18 protein-coding genes and 1 tRNA gene are annotated in these 19,066 nt (G+C 63.3%); 13 read left to right on the top strand and 6 right to left on the bottom strand.

The window, feature by feature from the left end; translation table 11 throughout:
• Nucleotides 1–740 precede the first annotated feature (740 nt).
• From M2427_RS10375 to M2427_RS10340, 8 genes are all read left to right on the top strand, one after another.
• Nucleotides 741–1,898, top strand: coding sequence for a thiolase domain-containing protein (locus M2427_RS10375; RefSeq protein WP_280706182.1), 1,158 nt, complete (start codon nucleotides 741–743; stop codon nucleotides 1,896–1,898).
• On the top strand, nucleotides 1,898–2,287 hold the full coding sequence (locus M2427_RS10370) for an OB-fold domain-containing protein (RefSeq protein WP_015685453.1): 390 nt from the start codon (nucleotides 1,898–1,900) through the stop codon (nucleotides 2,285–2,287). The genes M2427_RS10375 and M2427_RS10370 overlap by 1 nt, the downstream gene beginning before the upstream one ends.
• Before the next feature lie 148 nt (nucleotides 2,288–2,435).
• A complete protein-coding gene (locus tag M2427_RS10365; protein WP_280706181.1) occupies nucleotides 2,436–3,296 on the top strand; it encodes a MaoC family dehydratase in 861 nt (286 codons plus the stop codon).
• Between the two features lie 165 nt (nucleotides 3,297–3,461).
• Nucleotides 3,462–4,340, top strand: coding sequence for an SDR family oxidoreductase (locus M2427_RS10360; RefSeq protein WP_280706180.1), 879 nt, complete (start codon nucleotides 3,462–3,464; stop codon nucleotides 4,338–4,340).
• A gap of 27 nt (nucleotides 4,341–4,367) precedes the next feature.
• Nucleotides 4,368–5,321, top strand: a complete 954-nt coding sequence (locus M2427_RS10355) for a dihydrodipicolinate synthase family protein (RefSeq protein WP_280706179.1) — start codon at nucleotides 4,368–4,370, stop codon at nucleotides 5,319–5,321.
• Between the two features lie 4 nt (nucleotides 5,322–5,325).
• Entirely contained in the window at nucleotides 5,326–6,141 is an 816-nt protein-coding gene (locus tag M2427_RS10350) for an NUDIX hydrolase (protein ID WP_280706178.1), read from the top strand.
• A 79-nt stretch (nucleotides 6,142–6,220) separates the two neighbouring features.
• Nucleotides 6,221–7,135: a DMT family transporter gene (locus tag M2427_RS10345; RefSeq protein WP_280706177.1), complete on the top strand. Its 915-nt coding sequence runs from the start codon at nucleotides 6,221–6,223 to the stop codon at nucleotides 7,133–7,135.
• 90 nt (nucleotides 7,136–7,225) lie between these two features.
• Nucleotides 7,226–9,913 (top strand): PAS domain S-box protein, encoded by a 2,688-nt coding sequence (locus M2427_RS10340; protein WP_280706176.1) that lies wholly within the window; start codon nucleotides 7,226–7,228, stop codon nucleotides 9,911–9,913.
• An 8-nt stretch (nucleotides 9,914–9,921) separates the two neighbouring features.
• Here the strand turns inward: M2427_RS10340 and M2427_RS10335 are convergent, their stop codons facing one another.
• The gene (locus M2427_RS10335) at nucleotides 9,922–10,275 is read right to left on the bottom strand and encodes a GrlR family regulatory protein (protein ID WP_280706174.1); all 354 of its coding nucleotides are present in this window, start codon (nucleotides 10,273–10,275) and stop codon (nucleotides 9,922–9,924) included.
• Nucleotides 10,276–10,537: 262 nt separating this feature from the next.
• Between M2427_RS10335 and M2427_RS10330 the strand changes: the two genes are divergently transcribed.
• Nucleotides 10,538–11,035 carry a hypothetical protein gene (locus M2427_RS10330; RefSeq protein WP_280706173.1) on the top strand — a complete coding sequence of 166 codons (498 nt, stop codon included), beginning with the start codon at nucleotides 10,538–10,540 and terminating at the stop codon, nucleotides 11,033–11,035.
• 24 nt (nucleotides 11,036–11,059) lie between these two features.
• Here the strand turns inward: M2427_RS10330 and M2427_RS10325 are convergent, their stop codons facing one another.
• On the bottom strand, nucleotides 11,060–11,446 hold the full coding sequence (locus M2427_RS10325; protein ID WP_280706172.1) for a VOC family protein: 387 nt from the start codon (nucleotides 11,444–11,446) through the stop codon (nucleotides 11,060–11,062).
• A 149-nt stretch (nucleotides 11,447–11,595) separates the two neighbouring features.
• Here M2427_RS10325 and M2427_RS10320 point away from each other — a divergent pair, with 149 nt between their 5' ends.
• The 4 genes from M2427_RS10320 to M2427_RS10305 all read left to right on the top strand — a co-directional run bounded on the left by M2427_RS10320 (nucleotide 11,596) and on the right by M2427_RS10305 (nucleotide 13,755).
• The gene (locus M2427_RS10320) at nucleotides 11,596–12,153 is read left to right on the top strand and encodes a hypothetical protein (protein ID WP_280706425.1); all 558 of its coding nucleotides are present in this window, start codon (nucleotides 11,596–11,598) and stop codon (nucleotides 12,151–12,153) included.
• A 161-nt stretch (nucleotides 12,154–12,314) separates the two neighbouring features.
• Nucleotides 12,315–12,836 carry a hypothetical protein gene (locus M2427_RS10315; RefSeq protein ID WP_280706171.1) on the top strand — a complete coding sequence of 174 codons (522 nt, stop codon included), beginning with the start codon at nucleotides 12,315–12,317 and terminating at the stop codon, nucleotides 12,834–12,836.
• Between the two features lie 144 nt (nucleotides 12,837–12,980).
• Nucleotides 12,981–13,057, top strand: a tRNA-Arg gene (locus M2427_RS10310).
• Between the two features lie 395 nt (nucleotides 13,058–13,452).
• Nucleotides 13,453–13,755: a helix-turn-helix domain-containing protein gene (locus M2427_RS10305; RefSeq protein ID WP_348521922.1), complete on the top strand. Its 303-nt coding sequence runs from the start codon at nucleotides 13,453–13,455 to the stop codon at nucleotides 13,753–13,755.
• A 24-nt stretch (nucleotides 13,756–13,779) separates the two neighbouring features.
• Here M2427_RS10305 and M2427_RS10300 read toward each other — a convergent pair whose 3' ends face one another.
• The 4 genes from M2427_RS10300 to gspD all read right to left on the bottom strand — a co-directional run bounded on the left by M2427_RS10300 (nucleotide 13,780) and on the right by gspD (nucleotide 19,061).
• Nucleotides 13,780–14,736, bottom strand: coding sequence for a GDP-L-fucose synthase (locus M2427_RS10300; RefSeq protein WP_280706169.1), 957 nt, complete (start codon nucleotides 14,734–14,736; stop codon nucleotides 13,780–13,782).
• A complete protein-coding gene (gene gmd / locus M2427_RS10295) occupies nucleotides 14,717–15,787 on the bottom strand; it encodes a GDP-mannose 4,6-dehydratase (RefSeq protein WP_280706168.1) in 1,071 nt (356 codons plus the stop codon). The genes M2427_RS10300 and gmd overlap by 20 nt, the downstream gene beginning before the upstream one ends.
• A gap of 359 nt (nucleotides 15,788–16,146) precedes the next feature.
• Entirely contained in the window at nucleotides 16,147–16,701 is a 555-nt protein-coding gene (locus tag M2427_RS10290) for a tetratricopeptide repeat protein (RefSeq protein WP_280706167.1), read from the bottom strand.
• A 44-nt stretch (nucleotides 16,702–16,745) separates the two neighbouring features.
• Nucleotides 16,746–19,061 carry a type II secretion system secretin GspD gene (gene gspD, locus M2427_RS10285; RefSeq protein ID WP_280706166.1) on the bottom strand — a complete coding sequence of 772 codons (2,316 nt, stop codon included), beginning with the start codon at nucleotides 19,059–19,061 and terminating at the stop codon, nucleotides 16,746–16,748.
• Nucleotides 19,062–19,066: the final 5 nt, after the last annotated feature.

Below are 19,066 nucleotides of genomic sequence, written 5' to 3'. Positions count from 1 at the left end.
TGCGCAAAGCGCAGTTCGAAAGGCGTAACCCACCCAACGACACCGCCCCTTGTGTCGCCCGTCGGGCGAAACACACAAGCAGCGGGTCAATCCGCACACTCAAAAATATTCTCCTTTACCGAAATTCGGAATTGTCGTATCAATCCGCCACCTCATCCCTCTCAAGGGGCGTATCGCGATCGTCACGAAACGCGGGGTGAGTGGCGGTGGACGCGGGCTGCGTCGCGCGGGGGATTGTCTCGTGCGCACGACGGGCGCGGTCTCGCGTACGGCAAAATCGTGTGGTCCTGACGCCCGGAGTCTGTGCGTCAAGTCTTGCGGGTCACTCGCAGGGCGACGGGGGCAATAGTGCATCGCTCCCCGGGGAGAGCGCGACATAAGCCGTAAAGCCACTGCGCAGGGAAGGCCGGTTGTTGGGCCGCACCTGTATGCCGCTGTGCACCTGTTTTCGCGCATTTGCGCACAGCGGACCGTGGGTGCCCAGCCGGCACCCGGTCTTCCCTGCACCCTCTTTTCCGGAGGGAGCGAGAAGGACGCAAAAGCTCGGGCGAGATGCGCCGCGAGGATGCTTCGCTGCGCTTGTAATGACGGTGTGGAGGCGGCGCGCGATGTATGACGGAGCGGGCAATTGCGCCAACTCGCTACCCCTCTCGCCCGACGGAATATTTCCGCGCTTGCCAATCAGGCCGGTGCGGTTCAGAAAAACAGGGCCATAAGAAACGCGAGCGGAGACCTCTGTTTTGACCATCAAGGGCAAGGCCTATATTGCCGGGATCTACGAACACCCGACCCGGCATGCGCCGGACAAATCCACCGCCCAGCTTCATGCCGAGGTCGCCAAGGGTGCGATCGAGGATGCCGGGATCAGCAAGGACGATGTCGACGGCTATTTCTGCGCGGGCGATGCGCCCGGCGGTGCCTGGCCGATGGTCGATTATCTCGGGCTGAACACTAAAAAGCTGCGCCACGTCGATTCCACCGAGACCGGCGGCTGTTCCTACATCATCCATCTCGGTCACGCGGCTGAGGCGATCGCGGCGGGCAAGTGCTCGATCGCGCTTGTTACGCTCGCCGGCAAGCCGCGCACCGGCGCGATGCCGCCGCGTGCGGCCGGCGCGGAAGCTGATTTCGAGTCCGCTTACGGCGCGACCACGCACAATGCCTATGGCATGTGTGCCATGCGCCACATGCACGACTATGGCACCACCTCCGAACAGCTCGCCTGGATCAAGGTCGCAGCCTCGCATCACGCGCAATACAATCCGCATGCGATGCTCAAGGACGTCGTTACCGTTGAGGACGTCTTGAACTCGCCGATGATCTCCGATCCCTTGCATCGCATGGATTGCTGCGTCGTCTCCGACGGCGGCGGCGCGCTTATCGTGACGACGCCGGAGATCGCCAAGAGCCTGAAGAAGCCGCTGGTCAAGCTGATCGGTCATGGCGAGGCCATGAAGGGCCCGCGCGGCGGCAAGGATCTCGATCTCACGTACTCCGCCGGCATCTGGTCCGGCCCGCGTGCGTTCGAGGAAGCCGGCATCACGCCGCAGGATATCAAATACGCCTCGATCTATGACAGCTTCACCATCACGGTGCTGATGCAGCTCGAGGACCTCGGCTTCTGCAAGAAAGGCGAGGGCGGCAAGTTCGTCGCCGACGGCAATCTGATCTCTGGTGTCGGCAAGCTGCCGTTCAACACCGATGGTGGCGGCCTCTGCAGCAACCATCCGGTCAACCGCGGCGGCATGACCAAGATCATCGAAGCCGTCAGGCAGCTGCGCGGCGAGGCGCATCCGAAGGTGCAGGTCAAGAATTGCGATCTCGCCATCGCCCACGGCACCGGCGGCCTGTTGGGTGTTCGCCACGCTGCCTCGACTGCCATTCTGGAGCGCGTGTGATGAGTGAAGCCAAAAAGTATCCGGCCCCGGTGACCAATCCGGAGACCGCCGCGTTCTGGGACGCGGCCAAGCAGGGCAAGTTCATGATCAAGCGCTGCACCGCGTGCGGCGAAGCGCATTACTTCCCGCGCTCGATCTGCCCGTTCTGCTATTCCGACAAGACGGTGTGGGAGGAAGCGTCGGGCGAGGGCACGATCTACACCTGGAGCCTGATGCGGAAGTCGCCGACCGGCCCCTATGCGATCGGCTACGTCACGCTGAAGGAGGGACCGTCAGTGCAAACCAATTTCGTCGACTGCGATCTCGAGAAGCTGAAGATCGGCCAGAAGGTGAAAGTGGTGTTCAAGCCGACGGATGGGGCCCCGCTGCCGTTCTTCACGGTGGCCTAGGACGGTCCTCATCCTGAGGAGCTTGCGAAGCAAGCGTCTCGAAGGATGGCCACGACGAAGAAACGTTTCGGGCATCCTCGTGGTTCGAGACGGCGCAAGAGCGCCTCCTCACCATGAGGATGAGCACCACTGGGAGGAAACCGACAAAATGTCCGCCAGATACGAAGAACTCAAAGGCCTCAAGAACCTCGGCCAGAAATACAGCTACGCCGATCGCGAGGTCATGCTCTACGCCTACGGCATCGGCCTCGGCGCCGATCCCATGGATGAGAATGAGCTCGCCTTCGTCAACGAAGGCACGTTGACGCCGCGACCGCTCAAGGTCGTGCCGACCTTTGCGTCCGTCGCGGCCTGGGGCTCGGGTCCTGGTGAGATGAACCTCAACCGCGTGATGGTGGTCGACGGCGAGCGCGACATCACCTTCCACCAGCCGCTGCCGGTGGCGGCGAACATCACCGCCGACTCCTCCGTGCTCGAGGTCTACGACAAGGGCAGGGACAAGGGCGTCGTCATCGCCCATCAGACCGTGCTGAAGAACGAGAAGGGCGAGAGGCTGGCGACGCTGGTTGCCTCGCGCTTCGCCCGCGGCGATGGCGGCTTTGGCGGGCCGAACCTGACCCAGCCCGATCCGCACAAGATTCCGACGCGGGCGCCCGACAAGACCATCGACATCGTGACGCGCCCCGACCAGGCGCTGGTCTATCGGCTCTGCGGCGATCGCAATCCGCTGCATTCTGATCCGGAGTTTGCGAAGAAGGCCGGTTTCCCGCGTCCAATCCTGCACGGAATGTGCACCTACGGCATCACCTGCCGCGGCGTGCTCCAGACCTATGCCGATTACGACGCCTCAGCCTTCCGCCAGCACGTCGCGCGGTTCTCCTCGCCCGTTTATCCCGGCGAGACCGTGACCATGGACCTCTGGAAGGACGGCAACGTGATCTCGTTCGAAGCCAAGGTGAAGTCGCGCGGGGTGACGGTGATCAAGAACGGCAAGACGGTGCTAGGTTAGCAAGGTCTTGTGCCCCGGACGCAGCGCAGCGCTCCTTCAGCGGTGCGCTGCAGAGCCGGGGGCCCAGAGCGCCGCAACAAAGAACAGGGTCCCGGCTCTGCGTCCCAGCGTTTCACGCTGCATCGCGTCCGGGACACGAAACAACAAAATCAGGGAGAAGCCACCATGGGACTACTCGACGGCAAGGTTGCGCTGATCACCGGCGCGGGCGGGGGGCTCGGTGAGGCCTACGCAAAGCTGTTCGCGCGGGAAGGGGCCTCGGTCGTCGTCAACGATCTCGGTGGGCCCCGTGACGGCTCCGGCGCCGACAAGTCGATGGCGCAGCTCGTGGTGGACGCGATCAAGGCCGAAGGCGGCAAGGCGGTCGCCAATGGCGCCGACATCTCCACCATGGAAGGCGGTCAGTCGGTGTTCGACGACGCCATCAAGCATTTCGGGCGCGCCGACATCCTGGTCAACAATGCCGGCATTTTGCGCGACCAGACCTTTGCCAGGGCGTCTGAGTCTGACTGGGACAAGGTCATCAAGGTGCATCTGAAGGGCACCTTTTGTTGCACCATGCCGGTGTTTCGCTGGATGCGGGACAACGGCGGCGGCGTCATCGTCAACACCTCCTCGACCTCCGGCCTGATCGGCAATTTCGGCCAGACCAATTATGGAGCTGCCAAGGGCGGCATCTGGGGCCTGTCCAACGTGCTGGCGATCGAGGGCCGCAAGTACAACATCCGGATCTGGACGCTGGCCCCGGGCGCCCTGACCCGCATGACCGCAGACCTGCCCCGCTATAAGGAGAACCCCGGCGCGGCGCTGGGGCCGGACGGCATCGCGCCGGCCGTGCTATACATGGTCAGCGATTTGTCGGGCGACCAGACCGGCAAGGTGCTGGGCGTGTCCGGGCCCCGCGGCGTGCGCGAGATGCGGATGATGGAAATGGAAGGCTGGAAGCCGCCGCACACGGGCTGGAACGCCCAGGACATCGTGGAGCATGCCAAGGAGATCTTCTTCTCCGAGGAGCAGATCAAGATGGGCGCGCGGCGGTTTTAGCCACACGACAGAGAGACAAGGACGACGATGAAACTGACCGCCGACGCCAAGGGCACCTTCGCAATCGCGCCGACGCCGTTCCACGATGACGGCCGGATCGACGAGCGCTCGATCGACCGCCTGACCGATTTCTACGACGAAGTCGGCTGCGACGGCGTCACGGTGCTGGGCATCCTCGGCGAGGCGCCGAAGCTGGATGCCACTGAAGCCGAGCAGGTGGCGGTGCGCTACGTCAAGCGCGCCAAGAAGATGCAGGTGATTGTCGGCGTCTCGGCGCCCGGCTTTGCCACCATGCGCTCGCTGGCCAGAGCCTCGATGGACGCGGGCGCCGCCGGCGTCATGATTGCGCCGCCGCCGTCGCTGCGCACCGACGACCAGATTGTTGGCTATTTCAAGCAGGCGGCCGAGGCGATCGGTCCTGATGTGCCCTGGGTGCTCCAGGACTATCCGCTGACGCTCACGGTGGTGTTCACCCCCGCCGTGATCCGCAAGATCGTCATGGACAATCCGAACTGCGTGATGCTCAAGCACGAGGATTGGCCGGGCCTGGAGAAGATCACGACGCTGCGCGGCTTCCAGAAGGACGGCTCGCTGCGCCCGCTCTCGATTCTCTGCGGCAATGGCGGCACCTTCCTTGACTTCGAGATGGAGCGCGGCGCCGACGGCGCCATGACCGGCTATGCATTCCCCGAGCTTCTGATCGACGTCGTCAACCTCTCCAAGGCCGGCAAGCGTGATGCCGCGCACGATCTGTTCGACGCGCATTTGCCGCTGATCCGCTACGAGCAGCAGCCCGGCGTCGGCCTGACCGTGCGCAAATACGTGCTGCAGAAGCGCGGCATCATCGCTTCCAGCGCGCAGCGCAAGCCGGGCGCGACGATGACGGCGACGGCGAAGGCCGAAGTCGATTATCTCTTGTCGCGCGTCGCCCGTTTCGACAAGCGCGCCAATCTCGGCCCGCAATCCAGCGCGGCAGGTTAGTTGAATGCCCGAGACATCAGCGTCACGCCCGGCCTCGACCATTCTTCTGCTCCGCGACGGCGCCAAGGCCGACGGCAAGGGCCGCGGCGAGATGGAAATCTTCATGATGGTTCGCCATCATCAGATCGAGTTCAACTCGGGCGCGCTGGTGTTTCCGGGCGGCAGCGTCGACGCCGGCGATCAGGAGATCGTCGCCCGCGCTGATCTCTATTCGGGCGGCGTGGGCCTCAGCGAGGCGGACCGCGGGTTTCGCATCGCCGCGATCCGCGAGACGTTTGAAGAGAGCGGCATTCTACTGGCGCGGGCGAAGGGCTCGAACACGCCTGTTGATGCCAAGCGCGCCGGCGAGATTGCCGATGCGCACCGCGTCGCGCTCAACGAGCACAAGATCAGCTTCCTGAGCATTCTGGCCGACAGGGGTCTGCAGCTCGCGCTCGACACGCTCGTGCCCTACGCGCACTGGATCACGCCGGAAGGCATGCCGAAGCGCTTTGACACCTGGTTCTTCCTGGCGGCCGCGCCACCCGACCAGCTCGGCGCGCATGACGGGCGGGAGTCGACCGATTCGATCTGGATCTCGGCACGCGAGGCGGTGGAGGGTGGGGAGAGCGGCCGCTTCAAGCTGCCATTCCCGACCACGCGCAATCTGATCCGGCTGGCAAAGCAGCCGACGGTGAAATCTGCACTCGACCATGCCAAGGGCCTGTCGATCGTCACGGTGATGCCCGTGATGACGAAAACAGAAAGTGGCCGTCAGCTCCGCATTCCCCGCGAGGCCGGCTATGACGGCGAGGTGTTCGAGGTCGGCGCGGTCGGCTAAGACACTTCGACGTCGAGCGAAGTATTGGCGACCCCGGGCGCGCTAGAGTCCGTCCATTCCCGGGTGGACGGAGCGCGCGATGGAGAACCGACAGGAGACCAATATCGCCGTCGAGCTGGCGCTGTTGGTCGCACTCGCAACGCTCTGGGGCGGTTCCTACACATTCATCAAACTCGGCATTGCCACCATCCCGCCGATCACGTTGATCGCCGCGCGCACGACGGTTGCGGGCCTGTTGCTGCTCGCCGTCATGTGGGCGAGGGGCGTCAGCATGCCCACGGACGCGGCGACCTGGCAGCGCTTCGCGTTCCAGGCCGTGCTCAACAGCGTCATCCCCTGGACCCTGATCGCCTGGGGCGAGCGGCATGTCGATGCGTCGCTCGCCACCATCCTCAATTCGGCCGGACCGATCTTCACCTTCCTGCTCACCGCGATCGTCACCCGCCACGAGGCGACTACCCCGCGAAAACTGTTCGGCGTGGTCGCCGGCATGGCCGGCATCCTGCTGATCGTCGGCGTCGATGCGATCCAGGACGTCGGCAGCGGCCTGGTCGCGGAAGCGGCCATCGTCGCAGCCACCATCTGCTACGCCTGCGCCGCCATCTTCGGCCGGAGCTTCAAGGGCCTCGACCCGATGGCGCCCGCGGCCGGTTCGCTGTTGGCGGGCGCGGCCGTGCTGATCCCGGCCTCGCTGGTGCTCGAGCAGCCCTTGACGCTGTCGCCCTCGCTAAGCTCGGTCCTGGCGCTGCTGGCGCTCGCAGTGTTCTCGACCGCAGCCGCCTTCGCGATCTACTTCCGCCTGATCCAGACCCTCGGCTCGGTCGGCACCACCGCCCAGGCTTACCTGCGCGTCCCGATCGGGGTCGCCATCAGCGTTGCCTTCCTGGGGGAGACCCTGAGCCGGACGGCCTGGATCGGCCTTGCCTGCGTCGTCCTCGGCGTCGCCGCCATGACGATTCCGGCCCGGCGGCCGGCCGTCGTTAAACCATCATGAAAAACAGCCTGTTCCGACTGGCGGAGCCATGTTCCCCCGGAGGGGCGATACAGCGTATATTGGAGCGGTATGGAGTCCGGTTCCGCCCCCATGTCTGCCGAAACGCCACCGAATCCGCCGCCGAAGCGATCATTTTCGCTGTCGATCGGCCAGATGACGTATGGCAGCTTCATCCTGGTGCTGGCGGTGATCATCGTCACCTCGACCGCCAGCGTGATCGCGATCCGGCATATCGATGCCACCTTCGCCGAACTCCAGCGGCTGCAAAGTGTCGGCGATCTCGCCGAAGACATCGACCGCCGCATGAACGATTTGCGGCTCGCCGCGCGTGACTTCGTCACCGATCCCGGAGCGGGCATCCAGTTCAAGCAGGTCGGCGAAGCTGCCTCGACCCTGAGCGACATCCTCAAGAAGACCCGCATCGAGCTTGCTCCCGAGCAACAGGACATGATCGACGGCGTCTCGGAGCGGCTTGCGACCTATCGCAGCGGGCTGGAGCGGATCTCGACCCTGATCGATCGCCGTGCGCAGCTGCTTGCCGGGCTGCCGCCGCTGCGCGACCAGTTCGATGCGGCGGTCTCCCAAAGCGGGGACCGGGAGCTCGCGGCGCGCCTGTCCGAAGCCCAGAGCCGTATTGCGCTCGGGCTGCTGGCACGCAATCCGTCCGCAGCGGAGCAGGCTGCGCAGAGCATGCGGACGATGGACATTGCCGATAGCAGGTTGAAGTCGATCGTGAACGATTACGCGGATGCCATCATCGCGGTTGCGGTTCGCGAACGACAGATCGCCGATATCGACCGCGAGGTGCTGGGAACCGAGGGCCGGCTGATCGGCCGCGTCACCGAACTGCTCCGCGACGTCAGCGACCGTCGCGGCCACGTGCTGTCGCGCGACTTCGCCCGGACGCTCGCGGAGGCGCGCTGGCAGAGCATCGTGCTCGGCAGCATGGGCGTGTTGATCGGCATCCTCGCCGCCGTCTTCGTGGTGGGACGGACGGTGCGGCCGCTGGCCCAGATCGCGCGCTCCATTCGCGCGCTGGCGGCCGGCATGAAGGATACGTCGATCCCGTCGGCCGATCTCAACAACGAGATCGGCGACATCGCACGTGCGGCGGAGGTGTTCCGCCGCGCGCTGGAGGAAGCTGACACGGCGCGCGAGGCGGCGGTGCGCGCGCTCACCGAGCAGCGGCTGGCCGAGGAGAGCTATCGCAAGCTGTTCGAGGGTTCGGTCGACGGCATCTACGTGACGACGCCATCAGGCGATCTTCTCAACGCCAATCCGGCGCTGGCGCGGATGATGGGCTACGACAGCCCGCAGCATCTGATCGACAGCATCAACGACATCGCCCACACCATCTACGTCCATCCCGAGGCGCGCGCGGAATATCAGCGCCTCATGCATCGCGACGGCATGGTGCGCGAGTTCGAGTACCAGGTGCGCCAGCGCAGCGGCAACATCCTCTGGCTCTCGGACAGCGCGACCGGTGTGCGGGACGAGCAGGGCACGATCGTCCGCTACGAGGGCACGCTGCGCGACATCACCGACCAGAAGCGGGCGGAAGACGCCATCGCCGAAGGCCGGCGCCTGCTCCAGCAGGTTATCGACACCGTGCCGGCCGTGATCAACGTCAAGGATCGCGCCCTCCGTTACGTGCTGATGAACCGCTACATGGCCGGCATCTTCGGCATCGAGCCCGGCGACGCGCTCGGCCGCACCACCGCCGATCTGATGTCGCGCTATGGCGCGGCCAAGACCGACGAGAATGACAAGAATGTACTGAGGCTCCGCAAGGGGCTTGGATTCTACGAGGAGGAGTACAAGGACTCCTCTGGCCACATGCGGCAATGGCTGGTCAACAAGCTACCGCTGCTCGATGCCGATGGCGAGATCGAGCGGATCGTCACCGTCGCGCTCGACATTGGCGAACGCAAGCGCGGCGAGCAGGAGATGCGAAAGGCCAAGGACGCCGCCGAAACCGCACTGCGCAACCTGCGCGAGACCCAGGCCTCGCTGATCGAGGCGGAGAAGCTCGCGGCGCTGGGCCGTCTGGTTGCCGGTGTTGCCCACGAAGTTAACAATCCCGTGGGGATCAGCCTCACGGTTGCCTCTGCGCTCGAGCGCAAGACGGCGATGTTCAGCGCCGAGGTCGAGCGCGGCGAGCTTCGTCGCTCGACGCTCAACGACTACCTCAACACCAGCCGCGATGCGTCCTCGCAGCTGGTCTCCAATCTCAACCGCGCCGCCGAGCTGATCCAGTCGTTCAAGCAGGTCGCGGCCGACCGCAATTATTCCGATCAGCGTACGTTCGACCTCGCCGACCTGACCGAGCAGGTGGTGATGAGCCTGCGCCCGGGCCTTCGCAAGCAGAACCTGACGCTCAACGTCGAGTGCCAGCCCAATCTGACCATGAACAGCTATCCCGGCCCCTACGGCCAGGTGCTGACCAATCTGTTCCTCAATGCGGTGGCGCACGCCTTCCCGGACGGACGTCCTGGCATCATCGACATCCAGGTGCGCGAGTCCGGCAAGGACAATGTCGAGGTCATCGTCTCCGACAATGGCTGCGGCATGAGCCTCGACGTGCGCCGCCGCGCCTTCGATCCATTTTTCACGACGCGGCGCGATCAGGGCGGCACCGGCCTCGGGCTGCATATCGTCTACAGCATCGTCACCAACAGGCTCGGCGGGCGGCTCGATCTCGATTCCGAGCCGGGTGGCGGCACGCGCATCCAGATGATCCTGCCGCGCACAGCGCCGCTGGAGCAGGCTGCCGAATAGGTCTGTGGCTAGTCGGCCTCGGCAAGCTTGTGCAGGGTCGCGCCGAAAATCAGGCTGGCCTTGCCGACCAGCGCCGTGCCGGTCATCTCCGCGCGGGTGTCCGTGTAGGTTCCGCTGACGCCGATACCGACCGGGGCAGGACCGCCGAACAGCGGATTGTCGTCGCCGCGCGGCGAGGTGTGCCGTTGCACCAGCACCTCACCCTTGAAGGTGTGGTCGTCTTTCACCACGTAGCTGCCGGTGTAATAGAGGTAGGCATCGCCGCCAAGAATCTTGCCGTCGCGAAAAAGAATCACGCCGCTGCCCTTGCCTGTTCGACCATCGAGCAGGTTCACGTGAATCGAATAGAGGCCGTTCTTCATAACGTCCCGTCGGCCGGCCGCCATCGCCCAATGGCGTAACCGGTGAAGCTTTTATGCCAAAGCGCAAGCGCCCGCGCAACGCGGCAGTTTCGCCTGCAGGGTTGTCCTGTTCCGGCACGCGAACCGTAATTGTCCCGGCTTGCGTGTGATGCGGATATGACGGTCTCATCATGCAGCGAGGCCAGTCGTTACGAATCAGAGTTGGCCCGCGAAATGCATAACCATTGTTGCACTGGCCGCGGGGTGCTGGAGCAAGACCAACGTGAGCAACTGGATCGATTCCGGCGGCGATGAGCCGCGTCTGTACAGTGCGCGTCTAACGATTTGCGATACACAACGACGGCGGTTGGGCCGTTCCCTACGATGGCAAAGCGCGGCAAGTCTTGCTTGTGCGCTGGCGCTGATCGCGCTCGTTGCCCCTCTCGGGCACGCACGCGACCGCGGCCAGTTCGTCAACACCAGTGCCGAGCTGAAGGCCTGGTTCGACGGCTTGCGCAGCGGCAAGGGGCCATGCTGCTCCGATGCCGACGGGTCGGCGATCTCAGACTCCGATTGGGAAAGCAAGAACGGGCACTATCGTGTCCGCATCCCACGTCTCGGCTATGTCATCGAGGGCAGAGAGCAGGAACTCGTCTGGGTCGACGTGCCGGAGGAGGCCGTGATCTCGGAGCCGAACCGGGTCGGACGTACCATGGTATGGCCGATCTACGGCTACATGGGCGTCACCATCCGCTGCTTCATGCCCGGTAGCATGACCTAGCCGCAAAGCGGCTCGCCCGCGACCTCAGGTGTATTTCTTGTCGCGCTCGAGCAGTTCGACGGAGATGCCCTCGGGACCGCGAATGAAGCAGATGCGGACGCCCGGCCGGATCGTTGTCGGCTCGCGCGTGAACGTCACTCCCTTGGCCTTGATCTCGGCCGCGACGGCGTCGATGTCCTTCACCGTGAGCCCGAAATGGTCGAGACCCTGATGGGGATGCGGCGGCGGTGGGCCGACAGGTTTGTCGCCTTCGAGCGGCGCGATGAAGATCCTTGCGCCGCCCAGATTCACGTCGATGCGTCCCGGTGCGCGCACGATCTCGCCGCCGAGGATGTCGCGCAGCCAGCCCGCAGTCGCTTCCGGATCCGGGCTGCGCAGATGGATGTGATCCCAGGTGACGACGACTGGCATTTCAATTCCTCCCGATGGTCCTTGCGATGTTGCAGCGCATGTTAGCGATCCCCATCGACGATCGCTACCATGGCTCCTAGCTGAGATTCGCGCTGTCGCGGGAACCCTAGTGCGCCTTGCGGATTGAAGAAGGAGCGAGTCACGCACCCATGAAATTAGGGATACACCGGACCGGACTGGGACGTTTCGTCGGGAACGGCGAGGAACGGCAGCGCGTCCAGCCGGCCGCAGGCGTTTGGCTCAAGCGAGGCGTGTTGTGGCTGCTGGCCGCGAGCGCGGTCGGTGCTGCCCTTTGGTTGCTGATGCCGCCCTCCGAAGGCAACGTCGCGCAGACCGAACCCGTGAAATTGGCGCTGGCAAGGTTCGATCCGGCTCCGACCGCGTCAGCCTCGGATACCTCCGCAGCCGAAGCCGCCGGGCTTGAGCGGATGAAGATCTCGTCACAGACCTGGCGTCGCGGCGGACTCGGTTCAAAGGCGCTCGTGACCTTCACCGTGCGAAATGACAATGACTATGCCGTAAAGGATGTCGAGATCGTCTGCGCCTTCACGCGGCGCGACGGGAGCCACCTGACTGACCGCAGCCGGGTGATCCCCGACATGGTCGGCATGAAGAGCCGCAAGACGTTTGCGCGTATCCCCATCGGTTTCGTCAATGTAAACGCCGATCAGGCGAAGTGTTCGCTGGTCACGGCGCAGCGCGCCTAAAGGGCCACACATTGCGCTAGCGGAAAAGTTACCGTTCTTACCCCTTGGCCAAAATTCTTGGCGTCGCCACTTGAACCAAAGGCTGGGCGTAGGAACCAATTAAAGGATCGCCGGTTAAGGCGAAGAGCCCACGCGGGGATGCGGGGGGCGGAGCGCGCTGGATGCCCATCTTTCGGTATTTCATGTTCGTCGGTGGAGCGCTGCTGGCACTGTTGTTCGCGGCGGATTTCGTCTGGCCGACGACGCCGGTTGCGCAGACCGTTGGGGTTGCAAGCTACGACCAGCCAACGATCCGGATCCGGTCCGATCGCCATTTGCCTGAACGGGTTGTGCTCGATACCAGCCAGCCGACGATTGCTGCCCCCGTGATGAAGACGGCTGCCGTCGCGGCCCCCCAGCCGACGGTGCAAGCTGATGCATTGGCTGACATGTCCGCAAAGGCGCGTGTGCGCGAGACGTTCGCGCAGTTTACGCCGAAGGCTGACGTGGCCGCCGCCAGGAAGGCCGAAGCAAAGCCGCAGGCTCAGTCCGAGGTCCCGCAGGCCCAGCCGCAGCAGCAGGTCCAGGCTCCGGCCCAACCGAAGCGCAAGGTCGCCCGGGCGCATCCGGCACCGCAGCGCGGTCAGCCGATGATGCTGGTGGCACAGCAGCCGCATTTCGGCCTGTTCAATACGACTTGGTGATAGAGCCCTTGATCCGTCTCGAAATGAGGCGGGAAGGGCTTTTTATTGTCTGGCCTCTCTGCTAATTCGAGTCGATCCGAACGGTGTGCTGGCTTACCAGCGTACGATCGAGGCAGTTCGGTTTGTTGCCCTTACCCGGGGCAGGCGCTCGTAGCTCAGCTGGATAGAGCATCGGATTTCGATTCCGAGGGTCGGGAGTTCGAATCTCTCCGAGCGCGCCAGTTCGCGGAGACCGGGAGGATGGCTCGGTGTCTAACTCGTGTGCATCGATGATCGAGGGGGGATACGGCATTAGAGCCGCGGCCACGCGACGTACGATGATACCAGACGGCTTTGTTGCAATGCATCGCGAACGCGGTTTCACAAAACGTACTGTGAACTCGGGATAGGTTCTGTGGTCTTTAGGTGTTCACTCCCGATTTTTCGCGCACCATTAGCGCTAACGGGCAAAGCCTCTCGACGCGCGCCATTAGAACCGGCCCTATTGAAAAGATTTACAATTCGCGTTTACTCATTTCTCAGCTGCCAGGATTCGAGGTCGGAAAGGACCGTTATGGTTGGCAAGAGGCATGCCCTGGAGGAGATTTCGGTCAAGCTTGCGCAGGCAGACAATCTCGTGGCCAAGGGCAAGACCCAACGTGAGATTTCGAGCGCACTCGGCGTGAGCGTGATGACCTATCACCGCTGGAAAAAGATGCTCAAGTCTCACCAGCCGACCATGAACAGAGGGCTCCAGGAAACGGCAGGCCGGCTGCACTCGCCAGGTGATGCAAATTCGGAAGAAGCGATCAAGCGCCTGGAGCTCGAAAACGCACAATTGCGACGCCTGGTCACCGACGCGCTTCTGGAAAAGCTGAAATACGAAGAGGAATTGCGGGCGCACCGCGGGGCACCGCCGAGGCGTCCCGATAACGGCTAGAGCGTTAGCCGATTAGGGCACCTGCTACTCCGCTGCGATCGAATGGCTCGACAGGTACGCCGCATAGGCCTGCCGCAAGCCATCCTCGAGCGACGTCGTCGCGCGCCAGCCGAGCCTGTCGAGCCTGCTGACATCGAGCAGCTTGCGCGGCGTTCCGTCGGGCCGCGAGGTGTCGAAACTGATCTCACCGCGATAGCCGACGATCTCCGCGACCAGGAGCGCGAACTCGGCGATGGCGATGTCCTCGCCGGTGCCGATGTTGATCAGCTCGCTGCCCGAATGGGTCTTCATCACATGCACGCAGGCATCCGCCATATCGTCGACATAGAGGAACTCGCGCCGCGGCGTGCCGGTGCCCCACACCACGACGTTCTTCGCACCTGACAGTTTCGCTTCGTGGAAGCGCCGGATCAGCGCGGCCACGACGTGGCTCAGCTCGGGGTGGTAATTGTCGCCGGGGCCGTAGAGATTGGTCGGCATCACGCTGATGAAGTTACTGCCATACTGGCTGCGATAGGCCTCCGCCATCTTGATGCCGGCGATCTTGGCGATCGCGTAGGGCTCGTTGGTCGGCTCCAGTGGGCCCGTGAGCATCGAGTCCTCGCGCAAGGGCTGCGGCGCCAGCTTCGGATAGATGCAGGACGAGCCGAGGAACATCAGCTTCTCGGCGCCATTGACGTGCGCGGCCTGGATCACGTTCGCCGTGATCGCGATGTTGTCGTAGATGAACTCGGCGCGCAGCGTGTTGTTGGCGACGATGCCGCCGACTTTTGCTGCGGCCATGAAGATCACTTGCGGCCGCACGCGTCCGAACCAGTCGAACACCTGGGCCTGGTTGCAGAGATCGACCTCGCGCCGGTCAACCGTGACGAGCTTGACGTCTTCCCGCGCGAGCCGGCGCACGATGGCGCTGCCGACCATGCCGCGATGGCCGGCGACGTAGACGCTCTTGCCCTTCAGCTCAAACGGTACGCTTGCCATTCGCGACATCCCGTTTGGCCTCCGCCAGATCGCTCGCCACCATCTCCTCGACGAGCTGCGCAAAGCTTCGCTTCGGCTTCCAGCCCAGCACCTGCCGCGCCTTGCTGGCATCGCCGATCAGCAGATCGACCTCGGTCGGGCGGAAATAGGTCGGATCGATCTTCACCACGACCTTGCCGCTGACGGCATCGATGCCGGTCTCGTCGACGCCTTGCCCGCGCCATTCGATGCGGCGGCCGACCTGGGCGAAGGACATCTCGACCATCTCGCGCACCGAACGCGTCTCGCCGGTGGCGAGCACGAAGTCGTCGGGCTTGTCGGCCTGCAGGATCATGTGCATGCCCTCGACATAATCCTTGGCATGGCCCCAGTCGCGCTTGGCCTCGAGATTGCCGAGATAGAGCGTCTGCTCCAGGCCGACCTCGATGCGCGCCACGCCGCGGGTGATCTTGCGGGTGACGAAGGTCTCGCCGCGGACCGGGCTCTCATGGTTGAACAGGATGCCGTTCGAGGCAAACATGCCGTAGGCTTCGCGGTAGTTCACCGTGATCCAGTAGCCGTAGAGCTTGGCGACGCCGTAGGGCGAGCGCGGATAGAACGGCGTCGTCTCCTTCTGCGGGATCTCCTGCACCAGGCCGTAGAGCTCCGAGGTCGAGGCCTGGTAGAACCGGGTCTCTTTCTCCATGCCGAGGATGCGGATCGCCTCCAGCAGGCGCAGCACGCCGATGGCATCGGCATTGGCGGTGTATTCCGGGCTCTCGAAACTGACGGCGACGTGGCTCTGGGCGGCGAGATTGTAGATCTCGGTCGGGCGGATCTGCTGCACCAGGCGGATCAGATTGGTCGAATCCGTCATGTCGCCGTAATGCATCAGGAACGGCACGTCGCCGAGATGCGGGTCCTGGTAGAGATGATCGACGCGCGCGGTGTTGAACGAGGACGAGCGCCGCTTGATGCCATGAACGGTATAGCCGCGCCGAAGCAGATAGTCCGCGAGATATGCACCATCCTGTCCGGTTATACCGGTGATTAGTGCGACAGGTTTACTCATCCGACGGATTGCTCCTGGCAAAAGTGTAGCGGTACATGAGGACATCACGCGAAATAACGTTATTGGTCGAGAGATAACGTTAAAATGTTAGATAGAGCACAATTGCAACAGTTTTGCTGCGGTGTGTCGGCCGGAGTTTCGTGGCAGTTGTGCAGGGTCACCATGCATCCCACAGGCCGGAATGCTCAGAACTCGTTATGCGCAAAAAGCTCTGCTTCCGGAGCCTGATCGGGACGCTTCGCCGAGAATCTGCAGCTGACTGCGCGCAATCGTCTTCACGATCAACAGTTTGAATCCCTCAGCAGCAACCAAGACTTGTCGGGCGCCGCTTCTAGAGAGCGGGGCAGCCCATTTCTTGGTCACCAGCGTCCGGGCATCCAGTTAAGAGCGAGCCGCTGTCCTGCCTCGATCTGGGAGGACGACATTTTCGAGGCCACGGCATTGCGAAGCCTGAGGTAGAAGTCCCGTTCGCGCTTGGAGACCGCATGGGCGGCAGCGAGGTCGAGCCATTTGTAGGACAGGACGAAGTCTTGCGGCACGCCGTGGCCCTTGTCATAGCTTAGCCCGAGCCGGCTCTGTCCGAACGGGTCGCCCTGCACGGCGGCTCGGTGATAGTAATCGGCGGAAGCATCGTATGCCTGCGGGACACCGAACCCGTTTTCATACATAAAGCCGAGCAGGGCCTGTGCCCTGGCATCTCCCCGTTGCGCCAGAGGGATTAATTCATTCACGGCGCGAAGGTAGTCGCGTCTGGCATAGGCGGCAGATGCGCGGCTCACTCCGTCAGCCGCAGCCGGCCGTGCCGTGCCCGCGCTCAACGAGCAAATGACGAGAAACAAAATCGGTATAATCCGTCGCACTGACCTGACCTCGGCCTTTCGCTCTGCTGGTCCCTTGATTCCGAATCTTCGCATCGAGAGGCTTGATACAATACGCGCCGCGAATTTCGACCACTCCGTTAGCGCACGGGCGCGCCAGTGACCGCGCTCACACCTATGTCTCCGCGCAATTTCGACCGCAGTTCCTCGGCAACGTAATGTGCATCCGTACCGTCGCGGATGATCTGGGGACGTATGAAGATGATCAACTCGGTACGCGTGTTCTTCTTGTCCTGATGGGAGAACGCATCGCCAAATCCGGGAATATCATCGAGCACGGGGATGCCGTTGCGGGTTCCGGTTTGCTGCTCGCTGATCAGGCCCGCCAGCAATACCGTCTGGCCAGACGCCACGGTAATCGCGCTCTTGACCTTCCGCTCGGAAACGGTCGGCGTCAGGCTGGCAGCGGTTGCTGCCGAGACATTGCTGATCTCCTGTTCGACATCGAGCCTGACGTTTCCGTTGGCGTTGATGCGGGGGGAAATCTTCAAGATGATGCCGGTGTTTCTGTAGTCGATCGTATTCACGACCGTGTTCGCCGTCGTCAACACCGTGGCGCTTCCGGTCGATACCGGTACGGAATCGCCGACCTGAAGCGTCGCGACCTGATTGTTGACCACGACCAGCGACGGGTTCGACAAGACCCTTACACTGGTGACGGTATGCAGCGCGTCGAGAATCGCATTTGGCTGCGCCTCCGAACCGATCAGGAAGTTGAAGCCCGGCAGGGCACGATTGATGAATGCGTTCGCGACCGCACCGGCAGCGCTGGCCGCGCTCGTGCCGGTCGATTGGGTGTTAAGAGCAGAGCCCTGGTCCGGCCTCAGGCCTATGTTGTGACTGGTCAGATAGAACTGCACGCCATAGGCGAGCTCGTTGGTGAGAGTTACCTCGGCGATCGTCGCATCGACGGCAACTTGAAGCTGGGGGCGATCGACCTGCTCCAGCGTCGCCTCCACGATCCGGTAATTCGCCTGATCGGCGTAAATGAGCAGTGTGTTGTTGACGACGTCGGCCGTAATACGGACGCCCTGCAATACTCCCTTTCCGCTGCCGCCGCCTCCCGTGCTGCCGCCAGTGCTGTCCGTGGCGCCAAAGGGGGAGTTGGACCCCGACTGTGCACCGCCGAAGCCGGTTGTCCCGCTTGTTGCGCCGCTACCGCCGAGCCCACCGGCCCGCGCGCCTCCCAAGCCGCCTGCTGAAGACGACGAGTTGCTGTTCAGCGACAGTCGATCCGCCGCGCTGGAGGTGCTCCCGCCAGAGCCGGGCGCGAGCTGGCTGCTCGCAGTATCGAGCGACGCAGACGAGCTTCCCGTAAACATATCGGTCAGCACGCGGGCAATCTGGCGCGCTTCGCCGTATTTCACATGATAAACGTGAACGCTCGTTCTCGCCGTATCCGCATTGTCGAGACGCCTGATCCAGGTTGCGGCCGTGCTGAGCAAAGCTGGCTTTCTGCTGATGACCATGACGGCATTCAGGCGCGCGATGGTCTGAAACTTGACCACGTCATGGCTCAGGCCGCTATCGCCGGAATCCATGATCTTTTCGAGTTCGGCAATGATAGGTTCCGGGCTGCTGTTGGTGATCGGATATATTCCGACAGATTGACCTTTCATCCAGTCGACATCGAAGCTAAGCGCGGTCTCGACCGCTGCGCGACGCTCGGCGCCACTGCCCTGGATCAGCAGGATGTTCCGTGTCGCATCGGCACGAACCGCTCCCGCCTTTGTCGCAAAACTATCCATCAGTTTCAGCAACGTTTGCGCCGAAACATACTGCAACGGCACCACGGAAACGCCGTAGCCGGGTTCTGGACTGCTCGCGACGGCATCGACCCGGCCTGAACCGACGACATCGCCGAGCGGCGTCAGCCGATAGCCTGCGGTATCGCGGACCAGCACGACGCCGCTGATCCGAAGGGCGTTTTCAAGGACATAGATGATGTCCGATTTCGGGACCGGTTTGACGGAAACGAGGCTGACGGTGCCCTGGACCCTCGGATCAATCGTGTAACCGGTATTGAGGATGTCCCCGAGAATGACTTTCGCCACCGCGGCGACCGGCGTGTTCTCGAAGTTGAGGTCGAACCCCCCGCCGCTGCCAGTCGCGGCTGGTTGCGCGCGATTTTCGGCGACTTCGACGACCTCTGTGCCGTTGTAAACGGCTCCGCGGCCCCGCTGGCCGACATTGCGCTGTGCCGGCTCCACCTCCTGGGGGGTGCGGGGGAGGATATCCAGCGAACGAACCTTGTTGAGCACGTCAATGTCGTTAGCGTCGGTCGTCGCAATCGTTGCTGAATTGCAGGACGTCAGAAGGCCAGTGGAACACAGCAGAATGACGGACAAGGCGCGATCAATTCGCGGGTACCGGCTTACTCGGCCGACTCGTACCATATTTT

Origin of the sequence: Bradyrhizobium sp. BR13661 (assembly GCF_029892425.1) — a bacterium.
Lineage (GTDB): Bacteria > Pseudomonadota > Alphaproteobacteria > Rhizobiales > Xanthobacteraceae > Bradyrhizobium.
This window is presented reverse-complemented; position numbering and strand designations above follow the sequence as displayed.